This window comes from Photorhabdus sp. RW14-46, assembly GCF_963887965.1.
Lineage (GTDB): Bacteria > Pseudomonadota > Gammaproteobacteria > Enterobacterales > Enterobacteriaceae > Photorhabdus > Photorhabdus laumondii.
The window spans coordinates 74,119-96,231 of the sequence record NZ_CAWPHH010000014.1; the positions used below are offsets into that span (position 1 = coordinate 74,119).

Consider the following 22,113-nt stretch of genomic DNA (forward strand, 5'->3'; position numbering starts at 1 on the left):
AAAAAGGCCATATTCGGCCTTTTTTACTTTTCCACGATCCTTATGCAACTTTACCTAACGTAAATCAATAGCAACAGGCCAATCCCGAAGTTAAATATATTCAACTTTCAGGATCTCATATTCAACTTCACCGCCTGGTGTTTTGATAATAACAACGTCATCAACTTCTTTACCTATCAAACCGCGGGCAATTGGTGAATTCACTGAGATTAAATTTTCTTTAATATCAGCCTCATCATCACCCACAATCCGGTAAGTCTGCTCTTCATCAGTATTAACATTCAAAACCGTAACTGTAGTCCCAAAAATAACACGTCCACCCTTGGGCATTTTTGTGACATCAATCACTTGTGCATTAGAAAGCTTAGCTTCGATTTCCTGAATACGGCCTTCGCAGAAACCTTGTTGTTCACGAGCAGCATGATACTCAGCGTTTTCTTTCAGATCACCATGTTCACGCGCTTCAGCAATGTCTGAAATAATTTTTGGACGACGTACGTTCTTTAGATAATCTAGCTCTTCGCGCAACTTATCCGCGCCACGTACCGTCATTGGAATCTGTTTCATTTATTAATCCTCTAAATCTTTCCTGAGCAAAAAACCAACATCATCCTGATGTTTTCAGATAACAGCACAATGAGCACACCTTGTCGGGCGGGCTTACAGACAATAAACAATAGTGCAAACCATAGGACTACCCAGAGTTCACAATCATATTTTACATATTAATATATCATTCTAACGTAGACTTGGTGATGGGTCATCGTTTACTTTTCCCCACTTTGCGCCTTAGTATTGTGGTATGTCTACATCCATATGCGAAATTTATGTCCTTCTTTAAAATTGCCGGCAGATTAATTTGCGTTACCGCTCTGTATTTAACTATACCCAACGCAAACGCCACACCTGTTGAGGAATATACGCAATATCTGCCTGATGGTACTAATCTGGCGTTAATCGCTCAAAAAGCGGGCAGCAGTACCCCGTTAATTGATTATCACGGGCAGCAAATGGCTCTACCAGCCAGTACGCTGAAAGTTGTCACAGCTCTTGCAGCATTGTTACAACTGGGTAAAGATTATCGCTTTATCACCACACTGGAAAGTCACGGAAAAATTTCAAACGGCATCCTGAGAGGGAATTTGATTGCTCGTTTTGTCGGAGATCCGACACTGACCCGTCAACAACTTCGCAATATGGTCACAGTTCTGAAACAATCTGGCGTGGAAAAAATTGACGGCGATCTTTTGATAGATGTTTCCGCCTTTGCCAGCCACGATAAAGCTCCCGGTTGGGTATGGAATGACATGACCCAATGTTTCAGCGCTCCCCCTGCTGCTGCAATTGTAGATCGAAATTGTTTTTCAGTTTCGCTATATAGTGCTGAACACCCCGGTGATACTGCATTTATCCGCGTAGCATCCTTTTATCCCGTAAATATGTTCAGCGAAGTTAAAACGTTGGCAAAAGGCTCTCCTGAAAGCCAGTACTGCGAACTGGACGTCGTTCCCGGAGAGCTGAACCGTTTTACTCTTACCGGATGCCTTACTCAACGCAGTGAACCGTTGCCACTGGCTTTCGCGATTCAAAATGGTACCAGCTATGCGGGTGCAATTCTCAAAAATGAATTGCAAATTGCAGGAATTGAAATCACAGGTAATCTTAAACGCCAAAGTTTACCAACTGAACCGGGAAAAGTTCTGGCTCAAAATCAATCAGCACCATTACATGATCTGCTAAAAGTCATGCTAAAAAAATCTGACAATATGATTGCTGATACCGTATTTCGGACAATAGGCCGACAACACTTTGATATACCAGGAACCTGGCGTTCAGGTTCTGATGCGGTAAGGCAGGTATTAAAACAAAAAGCAGGTATCGATCTAGGAAATACCGTGATGGTAGATGGCTCAGGATTATCCCGCCATAATCTAATTACTCCAGCAACCATGATGGAAGTATTACAGTTTATTGCTCAGCATGATCAAGAATTAGATTTTATTTCCATGCTGCCATTAGCGGGTCATGATGGCACATTAAGATACCGGGGAGGGCTGGATGAAGCAGGAGTAAACGGAAAAGTTTCGGCTAAAACCGGTGCCCTGCAAGGAGTTTATAACCTAGCTGGCTTTATAACCACTGCTAGCGGTCAACAAGTTGCTTTCGTGCAATTTATTTCTGCTTACGCCGTACCGCCAAAAGAGCATCGCAACCGTCGGGCCCCTTTGATTCGATTCGAAAGCAGGCTATACAAAGATTTATACCAACACAACTGATAAAATTGGCGCCACAAAGATGGCGCCCTTAATTATGATGAGAAAGTATGATGAGAAAGTGAAAAAATCAGCGTTTGTAAATAACTTCAATGCCTTCATCGTCATCTTCGTCCCAATCGTCATCCCAGTCATCGTCTACTTCCGAAACCTGTTCCAATTGCTTCTTATGGTAGTCATCCCACATGAATTCAACTTTCTCAGGCTGAGTTTCACCTTCTGTTCTGCTCATATTACGAGGCTGAGTTTTCATAAACTCCATAATATCCCAGCAAAGCGCTTTAACACCCTGACGATTTATCGCTGAGATCATATAAAAGTCGCCTTCCCAACCCAATTCATCAGCAATAGCTTGGGCACGCTGTCTAGCTTCTTCTGGCTCCAACAGATCAACTTTATTGAACACCAACCTGCGTGGTTTTTCTGCCAATTTTTCACTGTATTGCTGTAGCTCGTTGACAATAATCCGGGCATTTTCAACAGGATCTGATCCATCAACAGGACAAATATCGATTAAGTGCAGCAATACCCGACAACGTTCCAAATGTTTCAAGAAGCGAATACCCAAGCCAGCACCATCGGAAGCACCTTTAATGAGCCCTGGGATATCAGCAACAACGAAACTTTGTTCGTTATCCATCCTTACTACACCCAAGCTTGGTACCAGAGTGGTAAATGGATAATCTGCAACTTTTGGTTTAGCGGCAGAAACAGCACGGATAAAGGTGGATTTGCCCGCATTTGGCATCCCTAGCATACCAACATCCGCCAACAGCATCAGTTCCAGCATCAATTCACGGGTTTCACCTGAGGTCCCCATCGTTCTTTGGCGAGGAGCCCGGTTGACCGAAGATTTAAAACGAGTATTACCAAGCCCGTGGAATCCACCTTTCGCTACCATTAAACGCTGTTCATGACGAATCATATCGCCTAGAACCTCACCGGTTACTGCATCACGGACACGCGTCCCAACAGGGACTTTAATCGTGGTATCCTGACCACGCCTGCCTGTACAATCACGGCTTTGACCATTTTGTCCACGTTCTGCCCGAAAGGATTTTTCAAAACGATAGTCAATCAGTGTATTGAGATTTTCATCTGCTAGCAGATAAACATCCCCACCATCCCCACCATCCCCACCGTCTGGCCCACCTTTCGGAATATATTTTTCACGGCGGAAGCTGACACAACCATTGCCACCATCCCCCGCAACAACCAGTATCCTGGCTTCATCTACAAATTTCATATTTTTTCTCCGTATGATAGCCATTACAGTGCTGGACGGCCGTGTTACCCAGAGATGGCGTATTTTAGAATATAAAAAGCCCCGCAACACATGCAGGGCTTCTGATTCGGTTTATACCCGTTATCTTTCAAGTTGCCTCTTTGTTGGCTGCACTCACTCACCTCAGTCACATAGTTATCTATGCTCCCGGGGATTCGCTCCCTTGCCGTCGCGATGCATCTTGAAATCCATAGGGTTTATAACTCGAAAAACTTATTCAGCTTCGATGCTGATAAATTTGCGGTTTTTCGGGCCTTTAACTTCGAATTTAACTTTCCCGTCAGCTAATGCGAACAGGGTGTGGTCACGACCACAACCAACGTTATTGCCAGCATGGAATTTAGTGCCACGTTGACGAACAATGATGCTGCCTGCTAATACAGACTCGCCACCAAAACGTTTTACACCCAGACGTTTGCTTTCAGAATCGCGGCCATTACGAGTTGAGCCGCCAGCCTTTTTGTGTGCCATTAATCTGCTCTCCTAAATCTTAAGCGATGCCAGTGATTTTAACATCGGTGAACCACTGACGGTGGCCTTGCTGCTTACGGCTGTGTTTACGACGACGAAACTTAACGATTTTAATTTTCTCGCCACGACCGTGGGCAACCACTTCAGCTTTGATTTTAACGCCTTCAACGACAGGAGCGCCGATTTTGATGTCATCACCATTAGCGACCATCAGAACCTGGTCAAACTCAACAGTTTCACCCGTTGCGATGTCCAGCTTTTCCAGGCGAATTGTTTGACCTTCGCTGACTCGGTGTTGTTTACCACCACTTTGGAAAACCGCGTACATATAAACTCCGCTTTCCGCACGCCCCCTTAAATATCATTCCAGAGCGCGCTATAAATATTCATAATAGGGCGCGAATTCTACGCAAAAAAGCCTAAGAAGACAAGAGCAGAATTAGAGCAGATGATAAAAAAACATAGTTGCTGAATTGTCATTTATTTAGACTGTTTTTCGAGTACAATCAAGACACAGCAATAACTATTTTAATGTTAATATGAACACAGCTCTGCATTAAAACCCATAGCCGAAAAAATATGAATTTAGAAACCATTATCAAGCTAACCGCTGATGATATGGCAGCGGTAAATGAAACCATTCTTAGTCAGTTGAATTCTGACGTTACTCTTATCAATCAGTTGGGCTACTACATAATCAGTGGTGGTGGAAAACGCATTCGCCCAATCATTGCCATCCTGGCTAGCAGAGTATTGGGTTATCAGGGTGATAAGCATATTACTGTTGCTGCATTAATTGAATTTATCCACACAGCGACTCTGTTACATGATGATGTAGTAGATGAATCAGACATGCGACGTGGCAAAGCGACTGCCAATGCCATGTTTGGTAATGCAGCAAGCGTGCTGGTTGGTGACTTTATATACACACGCTCTTTCCAGATGATGACAGCGCTTAACTCCATGCGAGTGCTTAAATTAATGTCAGAGGCAACCAATGTTATCGCTGAAGGCGAAGTTTTACAGTTGATGAACTGCAATGATCCAAATATTTCTGAAGATGATTATATGCGGGTGATTTACAGTAAAACAGCCCGGCTGTTTGAAGTCGCCGCGCACTCTTCCGCAATTCTTTCTAACGCCACCCCAGAGCAAGAAATGGCTTTACAAAATTACGGACGTTATTTAGGCACTGCATTCCAGTTAATTGATGATTTGCTGGATTATAATGCTGATAGCGATACATTAGGCAAAAACACTGGTGATGATCTTAACGAAGGTAAACCGACATTGCCCTTGCTACACGCTATGAATCATGGCACTCCAGAACAATCAGCACTTATCCGTGAAGCAATTGAAAAGGGTAATGGCCGTCATTTACTCGAAACCGTACTGACAACCATGAAACAGTGCGGTTCACTGGAATATACCCGTAAACGAGCAGAGGAAGAAGCAGATAAAGCAATAGCTGCTTTGCAGGCGCTGGAAAACTCCCCATACAAGCAAGCACTCGTGGGGTTAGCCCATATCGCCGTACAACGCCTTTCTTAATCGATAGAACGAAACCTGGGGTTAATCTGACTCCAGGTTTTTCTCTGCGTCTTCAACACCTACATCAATATAACCAATAAGTTTTGCGAGCCCCTCCCGAAGAATAAATTTCACAATTTTTTCCCGCTCAACTTTAGTTAATTGATAGTAAGCCTCAATCCAAATTAAGAATGGGTCTTGTCGTTTGTTTGTATAATCAATAGTGCTTTCCCCTACGGATAGCACATTAAGTACATCTTCAGGCAAACTATTTATATGATATTCAAGAGCCTTGCCCTGAACACCCCGTTTACGTCTATATTCCCATCCTTCCCGCCTTGCCATCAGATTTATTCCCTGTGGCGAAGAAGGAAGTCCGGCAATACCAACCAGCTCTTTAGCTGAGTACCATTCTTTTTTCATACTTTTCTTCTCACTTTGCACCGGGATAATGAAGAAGAATCCAAGTTAGTTGGCATTTCCAATTTCCAAAAATGGGTTAAATAACAGAAAGTTTTTCTAAAAAACTTCTGATACCATCCCGTAAAATCATGGCTATCACAGCCTGTTTCTCAGATTCTGATAACTGATGAAAAGCACCAACCCAAATCGACAAAGGATCTTGCTTCTGTACCTGATACTCAGAAGATGATTCATGAAGCTCCAATGCTACAATGGTCGTTTCCGGGAAACAGGAGTAGTGATACTCGACTGCTTTACCTTGTACACCTTGTCTTTTCTGACGTAACCACTCCTCTCGTTTTGCTCTGGCATTAACTCCTTGTGGTGATCCAGGTAACTCACCCACGCCGATTAACTCCTTGGCCGAATACCACTCTTTTTTCATCACGTTTCTCTATTTTTGTAACCAAGTTCAAAAAAGAAGTTTTTAAGAAAAAATTTGGAAATACTTTTAGAAAAATAATGCTATTTTATTTCTCAATAACAGGTTTAAGTTCGTTATTGCTCTCATGCATACCTGTTATTTATACCACTAACATAGCATCAAATTTAATAAAAAAAGGATTAAAAATGATTTCAAGGAAATCTGATTGGCATCCTGCCGATATAATTGCAGCTTTACGCAAGCGGGGAACAACCTTAGCTGAGGTATCACGCAGGGCAGGGCTCAGCTCATCAACCCTGGCGAATGCACTATCTCGTCCGTGGCCAAAGGGAGAATGGATAATTGCGAATTATCTGGAAATACACCCTTCAGAAATTTGGCCAAGTCGTTATTTTGATCCAAATACTGGAGAATTATTAGAAAGGAAAGTACGCGAACAAACAAATAATTAGCTAACGAATTATACCCTAATGGATCTCACGATGCATCGCGGCAGCAAGGGAGCGAATCCCCGGGAGCATAGATAACGATGTGACTAGGGTGAGTGAGTGCAGCTAACAAAGAGGCAACTTGAAAGATGACGGGTATATATTAATTGAACAAAAACCGCCGGTAATTCGCTATACCAGCGGTTTTATCGTTTCATAGATATATATTTTTTATTTATAAAATATATTAATTAGTTATTAATAAATTTTTCGCCTAATTCTATATCTTTTCTCAATACATCTAGCATGCCTTCCAGTGCTTTCTGTTCAAAATCACTCAACTCACCAATGTTCAAACGCTCTTCTACGCCATTTTTACCCAAACGAACTGGCTGAGCGAAGAAGCGAGCATATTTACCATCACCTTCAACATAAGCGCATTCTACAACATCACTTTCGCCTTGTAAGCCACGGACCAAAGAGAGGCCCAGACGAGCCGCAGCTTGCCCCATAGACAGAGTTGCAGATCCTCCACCTGCCTTAGCCTCAACAACTTCAGTACCAGCATTCTGAATACGCTTAGTTAAAGCAGCCAACTCTCCATCAGTAAAGTTCACACCAGGGATCTGAGACAACAGAGGTAAGATTGTCACACCAGAATGACCACCGATAACGGGTACTTCGATTTCCTGTGGTTTTTTACCTTTCAATTCAGCAACAAAAGTATTAGAACGAATAACATCCAACGTTGTAACACCAAACAGGCGGTTTTTGTCATATACACCCGCTTTTTTCAGCACTTCGGCTGCAATAGCCACAGTTGTGTTGACTGGGTTAGTAATAATCCCAATCAGTGATTTCGGGCAAGTTTTAGCCACTTGTTCTACCAGGTTACGAACGATCCCCGCATTAATATTAAACAGATCTGAACGATCCATGCCTGGTTTACGGGCAACCCCAGCAGAAATCAATACAACATTTGCTCCTTCCAACGCTGGAGTTGCATCTTCACCAGCAAAGCCTTTAATTTTCACTTCCGTTGGAATGTGGCTCAGATCAACAGCCACCCCAGGTGTTACTGGAGCGATATCATATAAAGAAAGTTCTGAACCTGAAGGAAGCTGGGTTTTGAGTAGAAGAGCAAGAGCCTGACCAATACCACCGGCTGCACCGAGAACTGCAACTTTCATCCTGATACTCCTTAAATCGTTTATACTTTAAAATGCTGTGAATTCATCTAGTTAAGAACCATAGATTACTACTTTTTTGAAAACAATCGGTTAACAACCAAATTGTGGACTTACGCTCTAATCGTGGGACGCAAAAGTCGCCGTATTCTAGGCAAAATGCTTATCTGTTAATGAGATAACGGACACTATTTTGAGAATTTCCTTATGATTTTACGAAACAATTGGCTAAATACCTTACACCCAACAACAACGCCAAACAACATCATTTGATTAACAATATATTTACTTGATAACCGGCTAAAAAAGCAAATTTCCATATTCATATTTTATGAATTTCTATATAACATAAGACCAATTTTGCGCGGTTCAAATTGGCTATAAAATCATTATTATTGCATAAAAATTCATTTATATGCATAATACAAGCTTCATAGCTGATTGAATATGGTGAAATATGCGCACTCCCTCTAAACAGGAAGACTTAGTAAAAGCTTTCAAAGCGTTATTGAAAGAAGAAAAATTTAGCTCTCAAGGTGAAATTGTTACTGCTTTACTGGAAGAAGGTTTTGAGAACATTAACCAATCCAAAGTCTCTAGAATGCTGACTAAATTTGGTGCTGTTCGCACCCGTAATGCTAAAATGGAGATGGTTTACTGCCTGCCTGCTGAGCTTGGTGTTCCTACTGCCACTAGCCCACTAAAAAATCTAGTATTAGACGTTGATTACAACCATCCTATAGTTGTGATTCGCACAAGCCCTGGTGCTGCTCAACTTATTGCTCGTCTGCTAGATTCTCTTGGTAAATCAGAAGGTATACTCGGCAGTATCGCAGGTGATGACACCATTTTCGTTACACTCACCAGAGATTCCACAACAGAACAGCTGCGTGGAGCCATCCTTGGGTTGTTCGAACAAGAGCTTTAAATGAACGCGCCAACATGGCGCGATTCATTTTCCCGCAGCTATTCTCAGGATTGATAAGCTTTTTTATTCAACTTAGAGAGTAATTTTTCATGAATATCACCAAATCCTCCATTACTCATAACCAGAATATGATCCCCCTGCTGTGCTTTATCAACAATCATATGCACCAGTGAATCTATATCAGCGCTCCAATACGCAGGCTGAACACAGTTATCTGCAATTTCTGATACGTGCCATTTAATATTAGCTGGCTGGAATAAGAATACTTCATCAGCACGCCCCAATGCTGGTGCGATCTCATTCTTACTCACACCCATTTTCATCGTATTTGAACGCGGTTCCAGTACGGTAATAATACGGGCTGTTCCCCCAACCTTACTACGCAGGGCTTCGAGTGTTGCCAGAATTGCTGTCGGGTGATGAGCAAAATCATCATAAACAGTAACGCCGTTTTCCTCACCACGTAGTTCAAGACGACGACGGGCATTAATAAATTCACTTAAAGCACAACAGGCATCTGCGGGCTGGACACCAACATGATGTGCAGCAGCAATTGCAATCAACCCATTGCGCATATTATGTTCACCCACCAGCGACCCGTTCACTTCTCCGACAACTTTACCACCATAAAACACCTGATAATGACGACTGTCTGTACTGATCTTTTTTGCCTGCCAGTTACCCGTTTCACCCACTAGTTCCAACTCACTCCAACAGCCCATAGACAAAACCTGTTTCAGGTTAACATCGTTATCCGGGACACAGATCTTACCACTACCCGGAACGATCCTGACAAGATGGTGGAACTGTCTCTGAATAGCAGCCAGATCGCCAAAAATATCGCCATGATCGAATTCCAGATTGTTCATGATCAGCGTACGTGGACTGTAATGCACAAACTTAGATCGTTTATCAAAAAAAGCACTGTCATATTCATCAGCTTCTATTACGAAAAACGGGCTTTCCCCGATCTGAGCTGATGTTTCAAAATTCCCCGGAACACCACCGATCAAGAAACCTGGTTTATAACCACAGGCTTCCAAAATCCAAGCTAACATACCCGCAGTTGTTGTCTTGCCATGCGTCCCTGCAACCGCCAGCACCCAACGTTCTGGCAAAACATAATCATGCAGCCATTGTGGGCCAGAAGTATAAGGGAGCCCACGCTCCAGCACAGCTTCTACACAAGGATTCCCACGGCTCATAATATTACCGATGATGACCATATCTGGCACAGAATCCAACTGTGCCGGGTCATATCCCTGAATCAGATTAATCCCATGTTTTTCCAGTAAGGTACTCATTGGTGGATAAACATTGGCATCAGAACCAGTCACTTCATGACCAAGAGAACGAGCCAAAATTGCCAGTCCTCCCATAAAAGTGCCGCAGATACCAAGAATATGAATACGCATTGATTTCCTATTCCATAGTATGAAGTTAGCCACTATTCTAACCATCAAAAGCAAGATAAGAAATGGAATAGCCTATGAATCATCCCTTTCTTTGGCTAAACTGCCCGCGTAAGAGTGCAATGGACACTCTAAAACCACTATCAAATCACATTCAGGACTTTCGTCATGAAAACATTAGGCGAATTCATCGTCGAAAAGCAGCAAGATTTTTCTCACGCTACAGGTGAACTCACTGCATTGCTTTCTGCTATTAAGCTCGGAGCAAAAATCATTCACCGTGATATCAACAAAGCCGGTTTAGTGGATATTTTAGGGACCAGCGGTGTGTCCAATGTCCAAGGCGAAGTACAGATGAAACTGGATCTGTATGCTAATGAAAAACTCAAAGCAGCACTGAAAGCACGCGGTGAAGTTGCAGGAATCGCTTCTGAAGAAGAAGATGATATCGTTATTTTCGAAGGCGACCGCGCTGAAAACGCAAAATATGTTGTTTTGATGGACCCATTAGATGGCTCTTCAAATATTGATGTAAACGTTTCCGTCGGTACTATCTTCTCTATCTACCGCCGTATTACCCCCATTGGTCAGCCAGTAACTGAAAAAGATTTCCTGCAACCAGGTCATCGTCAAGTCGCCGCCGGCTATGTTGTTTATGGTTCTTCAACTATGCTGGTCTACACCACCGGCTGTGGGGTACACGCCTTTACTTACGATCCTTCTTTGGGAGTATTTTGTCTTTCCCATGAGAAAGTTCAGTTCCCACCCAATGGCAATATGTATTCCATCAACGAAGGGAATTACATCAAATTCCCTATGGGGGTAAAGAAATACATCAAATATTGCCAGGAACAAGATGAAGCAACTCAGCGCCCTTATACCACCCGTTATATTGGTTCGCTGGTTGCTGATTTCCACCGCAATTTACTGAAAGGTGGTATCTACATTTACCCAAGTACCGCCAGCCACCCATCAGGAAAATTACGCCTACTGTATGAATGTAACCCAATGGCATTCCTGGCCGAACAAGCGGGTGGTAAAGCCAGTGATGGTGCCAACCGCATTCTGGATATCACTCCATCCAAACTGCACCAACGCGTACCTTTCTTTGTGGGTAGTAAATCGATGGTGGAAAAGGCAGAGAGTTTTATGGCTGAGTTCCCTGATGAGTAATTTCATCGGTTAATTACGGATAAGCGGCGGGATTTTTCGTCGCTTTTTTAATTTTAACTATGTTCGTTAGATGATTCTTTAAAATTTATGGTCACCAACGGGTAACCCAAGCCACCTCGAAGAAGTAAACTATACCACTGTGTGATTGACGTATTAGTGATGAGTTATTTTATTACTGATTGGTGGCCACCTAGCAGATCACCTTCAACAAAATGGTGACTACACAAAATCGTGCGCAGGCTCAAGGAGTAGTCACCACTTCTGTCAGATACGAAAAATTCGCTCATCTCCAGTTGGAGGTTCTACGGTTTTATTAGACCACTACAGCTTTATTAAAAGCTCCATCCCAATAGACTATAAATTACACTTTTGAAAAAAATTATTCTGAAAATTTCAGTATATCCAACAAATTAATATACCAGCCCAAATAGCCGGGAAAATCGGACCTTATCGAGAGCTAAGTGACAACCTGTATTATCGGTTAGTGACTACACCACGGAGCAATCATCAAACTCAGAGACAGCATTTACCAACACAGAAAAATGGAGAGTACTTTAAAAAATGTTTTGGCTATAATACCCCACACTCTATTCTGGTTTGAAATAAAGGAAACTTTCATGAGCCTGAACTTAGTACCAGCAGGAAAAGAACTGCCTGAAGATATCTATGTCATTATTGAGATCCCTGCAAATGCAGATCCGATTAAATATGAAATTGATAAAGAATCCGGTGCGCTGTTTGTAGACCGTTTTATGTCTACCACGATGTTCTATCCATGCAACTATGGTTACATCAACAACACCTTATCTCTGGATGGTGACCCGGTTGATGTTCTGGTTCCCACACCATACCCACTACAACCCGGCTCTGTGATCCGTTGCCGTCCAGTTGGCGTTCTGAAAATGACTGATGAATCAGGTGAAGACGCGAAACTGGTTGCAGTTCCACATAGCAAACTAACCAAAGAGTATGATCACATTAAAGATGTGAATGATCTACCAGAACTACTACGCGCTCAGATCACTCACTTCTTTGAGCACTATAAAGATCTGGAAAAAGGTAAATGGGTTAAAGTTGATGGTTGGGATAATGTCGAAGCTGCTAAAGCAGAAATTATCTCCTCTTTCGAACGTGCCGCTAAGAAATAACTTTTCTCTATTTAAATAATTAAAAAACCTCTGGGGAACATCACCGGCAGAGGTTTTTTAATACCATACTCCCTTTTTATGACAAAAAAGGGTTTTTATTTACTCTTCCACATGGCGCTTCAACCAATCACCGCTTTTTATCCGCCGTAAACCGGTTATTGGAAACTGATAAAGATATATCCATGCATTGCCATACGGTGTCTGAATCAATTCCCTTACATACTCCCGCGAATTATCTTTCAAATCATCTAATTCTGTCAGTATAGTAGAATTGATTCGATATACCTCACATTCAATACTTCCGTCACCACGGATAACCGCAGGATAATGCCCAAGGTCATATAGCTCATAGCCTTCCAGCCGATGATCACCTAACCATTGAGCATCGGTCATCCAATGATGATTGCCCTGTTTGCGCCGTAAGCTGCCATAAACAATAATTCGCATTTTTAAAACTCAAACTGATAGAGCAAATCCAATGTCTGATCAATACCAGATACCGCTTCCAGATACAATCTAGGCATTAATCTATAGCGTAAGGTTAATGTTGCCAGTGAATCAAATATACCAACACCATACTTAACTTGCAGATCTTTTGTAATCTTCCCGCTAACAACTACCTGTGATTTATCACCAACCCCCTGAGTATCCAGTGCTAAGTCGGAAACACCAAATATTTCACCGATCTTACCCACCAACTGACCACTCTGTGCAACCCCCAAACCTATTAATATTGCCGTCATCTGTGAGTTGTCCGAGTTACTATTCTCTAAACCCTCACCACGCAACAGATAAGAAAGTGCTTCCAATTGTGATCTAACAGGCTCTGAAAAAATTTCTACTTTTGGCTGATCCGCCAAACCAGTCACCCTTACCCCTGCAATAACCTGCCCATCGGTAGAATCTGGATTACGGATAGCCTCAATGTTAAGTAATGGCTGATCAGGTGGACCTGAGAACATAATCAGCCCTTTACGAACGATCAGATCCTGCCCATAAGTACGGAAACGGCCATCAAGAATATCAACTTGACCATTCAAACCCATGCCTTGTTTATCTTGAACAACCATCAGATCGCCTTTAAGTTGTGCTTTAAGACCGAAAGCACTAAGACGAACATCATCTCCTATATGAATCGTCAAGTTACTTTGAATCGGGATAGATGCTTTTTTCTGTTGTAATGGCTGAAGATTTTCATTCAATATGACTTCATCCGATGAAGTCTCAACTGTCGATTCTGGTAGCTCCTTCACGGTAATACGCGCCCAAGGAATACCAACGCTACCATCCAATTTCAGCAACTGAGGAGAGGCCTCAAACACCAGAGCAGGGCTAACATCAATTTTCACCATTGGTGGAAAAACGACTCTTAACTTGTCGCCGTTAGCCGTTACTCGTGCATGCCATGCATCCACATTACGCCAGTCCGCGTCACCATTTAGGTTAAGCTGCCCCTTCGGCGTTTTAATAACACCATCAAGAACGGAACGTATTCCATCAAAATTCACACCCATTTGCCCTTGAACAATATCAAATGGGATCCAATGGCCCGAAGCTTGCAGTGCACTCAAGTCTAACCGGCCAAACAATAATGGATTTCTGACATTGCCTCCCAGACGCAGGTTAGCATTCAAATGACCTTCAGCTTTATCACCTTTCCCAAGAATCGGCTTGATTAACGCCAGTGAAATATCCTGAATATCTACATTACCCGACAGCTTACGGCTCCCAGCAAGATCAGCAACTTGTACGCCACCGTTGAATCGGCCATTTCCCATAATCTTAAATAACCAATTCAACTCTGCTGTGCCATTCTTCAAGCCTGCATTGAGTGTCAGGGTCTGGAAATCTACCGGTAATGCAGTGCCATCAACCATCTGCTTAACATGCACCCCATCACCACGCAAATTAACGTTGGCCTGAGGCAATCCGCTTTCCGCACTCCATTTAACGTCGGCATTGCCACTGAATATACCTTTCAAATGTGTTTCAGGTGCCAGTAATGGCTGAATCAAAGCAAGATCCAAACGTTCAAGAACGATGGATGCACTACCGCTGGCACCAGCTTCAATGGATTTAGGTACGCAGAACTGCGCATGTGGATTTAGCCAACAGTGAGGGCCCACAGTAACTTTCTGCTGCTGATTAAGATAATCAAGAGTTATCGCTTTAGTTAAGCGCCATTCTCCAACCGGGGTGTCAAAACGGGTATTGTTAATGCTACCTTTCCATCGCTGTTGCTTACGATCAAAACTACCATGCAATGCAAGTTGACCCGCAATCGGTTTGCCGTCAATCTTCAATTGCAAGTCGTGCTGTTTCTCATTGCCCTTAGCATCCAACGTAAAATTACGGACAATCAAATCCGCTTGTTTCAACTCACTGACTTTAGCAGCAAGATTCCCTTGGATCTGTTCAGCAGAACGTACATCCCCTTTCACATTCACTCGATCAACGCGCAAATCCTGCCATTTCAACCCGTTAGCATTGAGATCAACCAAAAGCTGAGGCGCTTGTATATTACCGCGCAGTTTCAGCGTCCCATTCACGACACCGCCAAGCCCCGGAAATATACCATCCAACTTCGGTGCACGGATATCGCCATCCAGTTTCCACTGTTTGGACAATTGTCCCTGGAGATTCATTTTATTGCGCCCTAAAGCCAGCTCGAATTGAGGAATATTCCACTGACCCGCCGCGTTACCAGAAATCTTACCTTTGGCTTTTATTAAGTTCTGTTTTACGTTACCGTCCAGCGTAATTTCCGGGATCTGAAGCTGCCAACTACCACCGTGTAAACTACCCCGGGTCACTATTTTCCCATCGATTTTAGCAGGCCATTCCGGCCACTGTTTAGCGGTATTGATCCCGGAGAGTGTCAGCACCGCATTCCAACTTACCGCCTTACTCCAATCTGCCACACCTACCAGTTCACTCTTTCCCTGCAAAGCAGACAGGCGTAAACGGGTCAACTTAAACTGTTCTTCATTACCTTTGGCATCTAATACAAGTAATGCTGGCGGGATTTCACTACCGTTAATACCGGAACGCAATGACAAATCATAACCACTGGCCTTACCATTAAGGCGCATTTTTACGCCATCTAGCTGATATTCTGGCTTCCCCGTTAAAGGCCAACTTAGTTGTTGGCTTTCAAGCGTCACCCACACGGGTAAACCTACCTTAGCCAGTTCCGCTTGAGCATCAAGTTTAGCACTGACAGGACCAGACAAATTTAGCCCTAAGCTGAGTTGCTCCAGTAAAGCGCCATTAAGCTTTACAGTAACCTTTTGTCCTTGGATCTCTTGTCGATTTAGCTCACCTTTTATTACCAGTTTTATCGGCCATTGCTGTGCCAGAGTTGCGGAACCATTAATGGCGAAAGAACCTTCCGGCATTTTAACATTCAATTTATTGAGCTGAATCTGCTGCCCCTGATTGCTAAGTTGCAATAAAAACTGATTGATTGTGATATTGGTATCACCCGTCAGCCGTAATTGCTTACCACTTATCCCTGCAACAGTGATATCCAGTGGAATAGGCACTTCTGGTAATGTTGCCAATAGCGGTTGAGAGAATAATTTTTTCAGAATTTCTGCCAACGATTTTTCCGGTTCACTCCCTCGTTTCGCTTTCCCCCCTGCTTCCGCTATTTTCTGTCGTTCAGAGGGCGTTTTTGGCAATCCCACCAACAATCCATTAATTTTCGTTGGCTTAAGCGTTAATGCTTTTTGCTGCCAGTGAGCAGCGGTCCTAAATTCATCAAGGGCAAATATCGTATCATTTACGGTGACAGTGACATTTTTAACGGATAGCAAATCAAGTGAGACTGGATACGGTGTCCTCAGTTCGGTGAAAGGTTCTGACTTTGGCGACGGTTCTCCAGCAGGGGGCAATTGTTTAGTATTAATCGCAACTTTTACGCCTTCCGTTGTCAATGCATTCACACATAATTGACTCTTTTTCAGACAGGAAAGACGCAGTGAAAGGTGGAGTTGATCCACATTGACATTAACACCGGGCATTTGGTACTTAACGCCTTTCAGGGTCAAATCACGCCAACCGCCGCTGACGCTGGTTATATCCAGCCCCGGTACCCAACGGGCAGCACTGTTAATCATAAAATGCAGGCCAGATTGCGTTCCTACCAATCCAGCAACAGCAATAACCAACAAAGTCACTATCAGCAGAAAAGCAATGCTGACCTTTTTCATCCATCTCATAATTCAGATCCTAACCCGATGTAAAACTGGATGTTACGGGATTCTGAATCCCCTATTGGTCTGGCAAGGTCAAACTTAATAGGTCCGACCGGAGAAGCCCAACGCACACCAATACCTACGCCGGTTTTAAAATTGCTCTTTCTAACGTCATTAATGGCTTCACCGGTATCAACAAAAACAGCACTCCACCAATTACCTGTTACGTTATATTGATACTCAAGCGAACCCACAATCAATGCGGATGCACCGGTCAATTTTCCTTTATTATCTTTAGGCGAGATTTTCTGATATCTGTAACCACGAACACTGTGATCACCACCAGCGAAAAAACGTAGGTCGGGTGGAACCTTCTCGAATGCATTGGTTTCTATCCAACCCAAATTACCCCGAGCAACAAAACGGTGATTATCCCAATAAGTTCTGATCCAAACGTTTTGCGCCTGTAACACCAAGAAATCAACATCAGAGCCCCAAAGGGTATCAGAGATATCAATAGAATAGCGCTGGCTATCGCCCCAATAAGGCATCGTTCCTCCACGCTGGCGGATACGGCTGACGTTCGCCCCTGGGTACAATAACATTGCCGTATTGGTAACATTAGCCTGAGTAAAGTGGCTGAGACTCCAACGCATATTGATCCCATACTGCCAACCCGTTGAAAGATCCCAATTACGGGAAAAATTTACTGTCGCGGTATCTGATACGGTATCGTTGATATCTTTACGCTTATAACCCGTCTGCAATGCGTAATATTGCTCTAACGGATTCACCTTCAGCGGCATTTTATAGGTAGCATCAATAACCTGTTCAGGTGCAGAAAGGTTGATGCTGGCGCTAAGGCTGTGTCCACGGGAATTAAGCCACGGTTTTGTCCATTTCGCCTTTACCCGTGGCCCTACATCAGATCCATAACCCCCACCCAGTTCAACATAGTTTTTGGAACGTGGTGTTAATACCGCTTCAAGAGGAAGCATTCCGTCACCATTTTTTCTAGCGGTATTAAAATCCGGTGAGACTACTGCTGAATTAAACCAGCCAGTTTCTGCTAACCGCCGATTCAATTCGGCTAATTGTTCAGAGGTATAAAAATCCCCTTCGCTGAATGGAACTAGATGATTCAAATAATCTTCGCGGATCTGTGAACCACGATAACGCACCTGACCAAAGTGATAACGCTCACCGCTATTAAAAACAAAGTCCCAGAATGCCTCATGTCGTTCTTTGGCAACACCTAATTGGCTCTTTTTCATAACCGCGTCAAAATAACCTTTCCTAATAGCGAGCCCGGTCAAAGAACCTTTAAGGTTTTCATATTCATCATGATTAAGAATCGTTCCTTTCTTTGGGCTTTTGCTTTTAACAAGTTTGGCATAATCTCCATCTGTCTTAGCCCCACCTTCCAAAACAACATTAACATCGGCAATTCTCACCGGTTTGCCTACGGTAACTTTTGCCGTTAATACCGAGCGAGCTGGCGGTCTATTTTCCTGATAGGTAAATTCGATAATGGGTTCATAATAACCAAGCGGGCGCAAACCTTCACGAATCGCTTTATCTACACGAGATCGAAAACGGCCATCTGGCGCAACTTCATCAGTACTAATAGTGGAGAGATGAATTCGGGCATTTTTTTCCAACTTACCTGTTAATCCTTCTATTTTCAGACGAAGATTAGCACTATGAGCAATGGGAGTTACGATAGACACACAAAGAAAGCATAAAACGGGGTATCTCGACACGCGAACTCCTAACCTGATCGGAATAATTTAACTATAATCAATTTATCTTGAGTAAAGTTTACAATATATACAATCTATCAATATCTGAAAACTTAATAATTACGGGAGTGAATTGTGCCAACTTCAGCTAATAAAAGCCTATCTATTGATCCTCATAGTGCATTACCAGGCAGAACTGAGCCACTTAAGGTTTCACCTAACCATGCTGTTACTGATCATACGATAGAACCTGTTCCAGAAAATATGGAAGTGGCCTATTTTGGTATGGGATGCTTCTGGGGCGTAGAACGCCTATTCTGGCAACAACCTGATATTTACACCACCTCCGCAGGTTATAGCGGCGGTACAACAGCGAATCCAACTTACGAAGAAATTTGTAGCGGCCTGACCGGACATGCTGAGGTTGTTAGAATTGTTTACGATCCAGCAAAAAACAGCTACGAAAACTTATTAAAACTCTTCTGGGAAAACCACGATCCTGCTCAAGGGATGCGCCAGGGCGGGGATATTGGTTCTCAATATCGCTCCGCGATTTATACCGTGTCACCTCAGCAACATGAACTGGCATTAGCCAGCCGTGAACACTTCCAAAAAGCAATGCAACAACAAAGCGACAATCGCCCTATTACAACGGAGATCACAGAAGCGGGGCCATTCTATTTTGCTGAAGACTATCACCAACAGTATCTATTTAAGAATCCTGAGGGGTATTGCGGGCTAGGCGGTATTGGTGTTTGCCTACCCAAAATGAACGAAAACTAGTCGCTACATTTAATTAATGTTATAATTACTACGCTAATCAATAGCTTTCTAAGTGTTTGTCGTCACTTTTTATTTTATATGATTTTTATTGTTTCCTCCGGTGCTTTTCTAATGACAACCTACCCTACCACCGGAGGTTGAACATGGATTCCTTATGCTAAATAGTCTCTTAATAGTATTTCTATTGTGCGCGATAAGCGCCTTTTTTTCGTTATCTGAAATCTCTCTTGCTGCCTCTAGGAGAATCAAACTAAAACTGATGGCAGATGAAGGTAATATCAACGCAGCTCATGTCCTCAAATTACAAGAAACACCGGGAATGTTTTTTACCGTGGTGCAAATCGGCCTAAATGCAGTAGCAATTTTGGCAGGTGTTGTCGGTGAATCCGCATTCTCTCCTTCATTGAAAACGTTTTTCATGAAATTTATGCGCCCCGAATGGGCAGACCAGTTGGGCTTTATCTGCTCATTTATCATTGTGACCAGTATATTTATTTTGCTCGCTGACTTGACACCAAAACGTATCGGCATGATTAAGCCTGAAGCAGTCGCCGTGAAAATCGTTAACCCAATGCGTTTCTGTCTGACCGTTTTTCGCCCACTAGTTTGGCTATTTAATGGCCTGTCTGATCTTATCTTTAAGCTCTTTAAAATTCCGACAGCACGTAATGAAGATATCACATCCGATGATATTTTTGCGGTTGTGGAAGCAGGGGCTGTTGCGGGTGTGCTGCGTAAACAAGAGCATGAACTGATTGAAAACGTGTTCGAGCTCGAATCCCGCACAGTGCCTTCTGCCATGACCTCAAGGGAAAGTATCATTTACTTCGATAAGGATGAAAGTGAGGAAAGTATCAAACAGCGGGTTTCTAGCCAGCCACATTCCAAGTACCTGATATGTGATAGAGATATTGATCACGTTATCGGTTATGTGGATTCCAAAGATCTGCTTAACCGTGTCCTAAGTGGTCAAAGCCTAAGCTTCAATAAAGGTGTCCAGATCCGCAACGCGCTGATCATTCCAGATACCTTGACACTTTCAGATGCACTGGAAAGTTTTAAAGCGGCGGGTGAAGATTTCGCTATTATTCTGAATGAATATGCATTGGTAATGGGTGTGATTACCCTTAATGATGTTATGACCACACTGATGGGTGATTTAGTCGACCAAGGACAAGAAGAGCAGATCATCATCCGTGACGAAAATTCATGGTTAGTAGAAGGAGGAACACCTATTGATGATGTACAGCGTGTACTGGATATTGATGATTTTCCTGATTCAAGTAACTATGAAACCATTGCAGGTTTCATGATGTTTCGGTTGCGTAAAATTCCAAAGCGTACTGATTCAGTTAAGTTTGCTGGTTACAAATTTGAAGTTGTCGATATTGATAACTACAAAATCGATCAGCTATTAGTCACAAAAATTACTGATACTCTCACCACGGCACCCACGCAAAACCAGCCTATCAGTGATGATAAATAAAAACGGCCTATTCTTGAGCTAAGGCCGTTTAGTATTCTCATGTTAAGCGCCACTTATTGTTATTTTGTGGCGCAGATTACACCAGTATGCAACCCGATTCTTTTTCGTTATCTATCCTATTTCGGCCTGCAAACGTAGCACTTGCTGATTGACTTCGCTCATTACACTAAAATGGCGCTTATCTCTCACCTTCGGCGGTAAAATTTTGCCGCAGTCAAATTCAAAAGCCCCCATGTCTTTAATGTATAAACGTCCACGGAATAAAGTTTTAACGTAGAGAGCAATTTTCAGTGGGTTATGTCGGTGAAAAATTTTCATCTCTGCTTTTTTCCTCCTAGCGACTTCTTACGGTTACGTTTGGTGAGCCAACTCCACACACCATACCGTTATGTAGAATAATAGACTGAATTTATCCGATTTTGTTCCCTCCATTTTTAGTTTTATGCACTGAATTTACATAAAATGACAGATATTTAGATATACATAACTATGTAACTTTATCTCTTACTTAATGTTAAAAATTTGATCTTCTTTAAAGAGATAAATCAGTTAATACCCGCTATGCTAGAGATCCATGCATTGTCACACTAACCTACAAAGGAAAAATTATGATAAAGAACTTTATGCTATATGCTGCGCTACTTTGTTCTCCTGCTTTAGCATTCGCCCACAACATCACTCTGGAACAACAGGTTCCTGCGATCAGTGTTTCTGATAAAGGTGAGTTGTTACTCAACAATAACAAGTTTAGCTACCAAAATTGGGATAGTGGAAAACTGATTGGTAAAGTGAGAGTCATACAACATATTGCAGGTCGTAGTGCAGCTAAAGAGATGAATGCTCCACTGATAGAAGAAATAAAACGCGCTGATTTTTCAAAAGAAAAATACCAAACAACCACCATCATCAATATCAATGATGCCATATTCGGTACTGGACCCTTTGTCCGCAGCAGTATTGAAGATAGCAAAAGAGAGTTTCCGTGGTCTCAGTTTATCGCTGACAGCAACGGTGTGGCCAAAAAAGCTTGGCAGTTGGAAGCTAAAAGTTCTGCCATTATTGTCCTGGACAAAAATGGCGCAGCGAAGTTTACCAAAGAAGGTGCATTAAACAGTAGTGAAATCAAACAGGTCATTGAATTAGTTCGTAAGGAACTACAGTAAAAACATCCGTGGTGATAACGACTTGCAGGTATGTTTTCGTTTGCCCTTATCACCACAG

The 22,113-nt window shown here is 42.7% G+C and carries 22 protein-coding genes; 9 read left to right on the forward strand and 13 right to left on the reverse strand.

Going from position 1 to position 22,113, the window contains the following annotated elements; genetic code table 11:
• Positions 1-90: 90 nt before the first annotated feature.
• A complete protein-coding gene (gene greA / locus AACQ38_RS13345) occupies positions 91-567 on the reverse strand; it encodes a transcription elongation factor GreA (protein WP_011148614.1) in 477 nt (158 codons plus the stop codon).
• 260 nt (positions 568-827) lie between these two features.
• Between greA and dacB the strand changes: the two genes are divergently transcribed.
• Positions 828-2,276: a serine-type D-Ala-D-Ala carboxypeptidase gene (dacB, locus tag AACQ38_RS13350; protein ID WP_011148615.1), complete on the forward strand. Its 1,449-nt coding sequence runs from the start codon at positions 828-830 to the stop codon at positions 2,274-2,276.
• A gap of 67 nt (positions 2,277-2,343) precedes the next feature.
• Here the strand turns inward: dacB and cgtA are convergent, their stop codons facing one another.
• The 4 genes from cgtA to rplU all read right to left on the reverse strand — a co-directional run bounded on the left by cgtA (position 2,344) and on the right by rplU (position 4,357).
• Entirely contained in the window at positions 2,344-3,519 is a 1,176-nt protein-coding gene (gene cgtA / locus AACQ38_RS13355) for an Obg family GTPase CgtA (protein ID WP_011148616.1), read from the reverse strand.
• Positions 3,520-3,563: 44 nt separating this feature from the next.
• A complete protein-coding gene (locus tag AACQ38_RS13360; protein WP_255562953.1) occupies positions 3,564-3,689 on the reverse strand; it encodes a hypothetical protein in 126 nt (41 codons plus the stop codon).
• Positions 3,690-3,771: 82 nt separating this feature from the next.
• A complete protein-coding gene (gene rpmA, locus AACQ38_RS13365; protein WP_011148617.1) occupies positions 3,772-4,029 on the reverse strand; it encodes a 50S ribosomal protein L27 in 258 nt (85 codons plus the stop codon).
• Positions 4,030-4,048: 19 nt separating this feature from the next.
• Positions 4,049-4,357, reverse strand: coding sequence for a 50S ribosomal protein L21 (rplU, locus tag AACQ38_RS13370; protein ID WP_011148618.1), 309 nt, complete (start codon positions 4,355-4,357; stop codon positions 4,049-4,051).
• A 251-nt stretch (positions 4,358-4,608) separates the two neighbouring features.
• Here rplU and ispB point away from each other — a divergent pair, with 251 nt between their 5' ends.
• On the forward strand, positions 4,609-5,580 hold the full coding sequence (ispB, locus tag AACQ38_RS13375) for an octaprenyl diphosphate synthase (protein WP_011148619.1): 972 nt from the start codon (positions 4,609-4,611) through the stop codon (positions 5,578-5,580).
• Positions 5,581-5,601: 21 nt separating this feature from the next.
• On the opposite strand, the gene AACQ38_RS13380 is transcribed toward ispB, so the two are convergent.
• Together AACQ38_RS13380 and AACQ38_RS13385 are read right to left on the reverse strand one after the other, a co-directional pair.
• Entirely contained in the window at positions 5,602-5,982 is a 381-nt protein-coding gene (locus tag AACQ38_RS13380; protein WP_041380418.1) for a DNA-binding protein, read from the reverse strand.
• Between the two features lie 76 nt (positions 5,983-6,058).
• The gene (locus AACQ38_RS13385) at positions 6,059-6,406 is read right to left on the reverse strand and encodes a DNA-binding protein (RefSeq protein WP_041380419.1); all 348 of its coding nucleotides are present in this window, start codon (positions 6,404-6,406) and stop codon (positions 6,059-6,061) included.
• A gap of 185 nt (positions 6,407-6,591) precedes the next feature.
• Here AACQ38_RS13385 and AACQ38_RS13390 point away from each other — a divergent pair, with 185 nt between their 5' ends.
• Positions 6,592-6,858 (forward strand): helix-turn-helix domain-containing protein, encoded by a 267-nt coding sequence (locus tag AACQ38_RS13390; protein ID WP_011148622.1) that lies wholly within the window; start codon positions 6,592-6,594, stop codon positions 6,856-6,858.
• Between the two features lie 227 nt (positions 6,859-7,085).
• Here the strand turns inward: AACQ38_RS13390 and mdh are convergent, their stop codons facing one another.
• Positions 7,086-8,024 (reverse strand): malate dehydrogenase, encoded by a 939-nt coding sequence (gene mdh, locus AACQ38_RS13395; RefSeq protein WP_011148623.1) that lies wholly within the window; start codon positions 8,022-8,024, stop codon positions 7,086-7,088.
• 454 nt (positions 8,025-8,478) lie between these two features.
• Between mdh and argR the strand changes: the two genes are divergently transcribed.
• A complete protein-coding gene (argR, locus tag AACQ38_RS13400; RefSeq protein WP_011148624.1) occupies positions 8,479-8,949 on the forward strand; it encodes a transcriptional regulator ArgR in 471 nt (156 codons plus the stop codon).
• A gap of 44 nt (positions 8,950-8,993) precedes the next feature.
• On the opposite strand, the gene mpl is transcribed toward argR, so the two are convergent.
• The gene (gene mpl / locus AACQ38_RS13405) at positions 8,994-10,364 is read right to left on the reverse strand and encodes a UDP-N-acetylmuramate:L-alanyl-gamma-D-glutamyl-meso-diaminopimelate ligase (RefSeq protein ID WP_165578339.1); all 1,371 of its coding nucleotides are present in this window, start codon (positions 10,362-10,364) and stop codon (positions 8,994-8,996) included.
• 165 nt (positions 10,365-10,529) lie between these two features.
• On the opposite strand from mpl, the gene fbp reads away from it, so the two are divergent.
• Together fbp and ppa are read left to right on the forward strand one after the other, a co-directional pair.
• Positions 10,530-11,534: a class 1 fructose-bisphosphatase gene (gene fbp, locus AACQ38_RS13410; RefSeq protein ID WP_011148626.1), complete on the forward strand. Its 1,005-nt coding sequence runs from the start codon at positions 10,530-10,532 to the stop codon at positions 11,532-11,534.
• A gap of 617 nt (positions 11,535-12,151) precedes the next feature.
• On the forward strand, positions 12,152-12,682 hold the full coding sequence (gene ppa, locus AACQ38_RS13415; RefSeq protein WP_011148627.1) for an inorganic diphosphatase: 531 nt from the start codon (positions 12,152-12,154) through the stop codon (positions 12,680-12,682).
• A 99-nt stretch (positions 12,683-12,781) separates the two neighbouring features.
• On the opposite strand, the gene AACQ38_RS13420 is transcribed toward ppa, so the two are convergent.
• The 3 genes from AACQ38_RS13420 to tamA are packed head-to-tail and all read right to left on the reverse strand — an operon-like array spanning position 12,782 to position 18,644.
• On the reverse strand, positions 12,782-13,129 hold the full coding sequence (locus AACQ38_RS13420) for a gamma-glutamylcyclotransferase family protein (protein ID WP_011148628.1): 348 nt from the start codon (positions 13,127-13,129) through the stop codon (positions 12,782-12,784).
• A 2-nt stretch (positions 13,130-13,131) separates the two neighbouring features.
• A complete protein-coding gene (gene tamB / locus AACQ38_RS13425; RefSeq protein WP_165578332.1) occupies positions 13,132-16,905 on the reverse strand; it encodes an autotransporter assembly complex protein TamB in 3,774 nt (1,257 codons plus the stop codon).
• On the reverse strand, positions 16,902-18,644 hold the full coding sequence (gene tamA / locus AACQ38_RS13430) for an autotransporter assembly complex protein TamA (protein ID WP_165578333.1): 1,743 nt from the start codon (positions 18,642-18,644) through the stop codon (positions 16,902-16,904). The genes tamB and tamA overlap by 4 nt, the downstream gene beginning before the upstream one ends.
• Before the next feature lie 114 nt (positions 18,645-18,758).
• On the opposite strand from tamA, the gene msrA reads away from it, so the two are divergent.
• On the forward strand, positions 18,759-19,406 hold the full coding sequence (gene msrA / locus AACQ38_RS13435) for a peptide-methionine (S)-S-oxide reductase MsrA (protein ID WP_011148631.1): 648 nt from the start codon (positions 18,759-18,761) through the stop codon (positions 19,404-19,406).
• A 154-nt stretch (positions 19,407-19,560) separates the two neighbouring features.
• The gene (locus AACQ38_RS13440) at positions 19,561-20,892 is read left to right on the forward strand and encodes a hemolysin family protein (protein WP_011148632.1); all 1,332 of its coding nucleotides are present in this window, start codon (positions 19,561-19,563) and stop codon (positions 20,890-20,892) included.
• A gap of 111 nt (positions 20,893-21,003) precedes the next feature.
• On the opposite strand, the gene AACQ38_RS13445 is transcribed toward AACQ38_RS13440, so the two are convergent.
• Positions 21,004-21,210, reverse strand: coding sequence for a DUF1107 domain-containing protein (locus AACQ38_RS13445; RefSeq protein WP_165578334.1), 207 nt, complete (start codon positions 21,208-21,210; stop codon positions 21,004-21,006).
• 290 nt (positions 21,211-21,500) lie between these two features.
• Between AACQ38_RS13445 and AACQ38_RS13450 the strand changes: the two genes are divergently transcribed.
• Complete coding sequence (locus AACQ38_RS13450) at positions 21,501-22,055, forward strand: YtfJ family protein (protein ID WP_011148634.1); 555 nt, start codon at positions 21,501-21,503, stop codon at positions 22,053-22,055.
• Positions 22,056-22,113 lie beyond the last annotated feature (58 nt).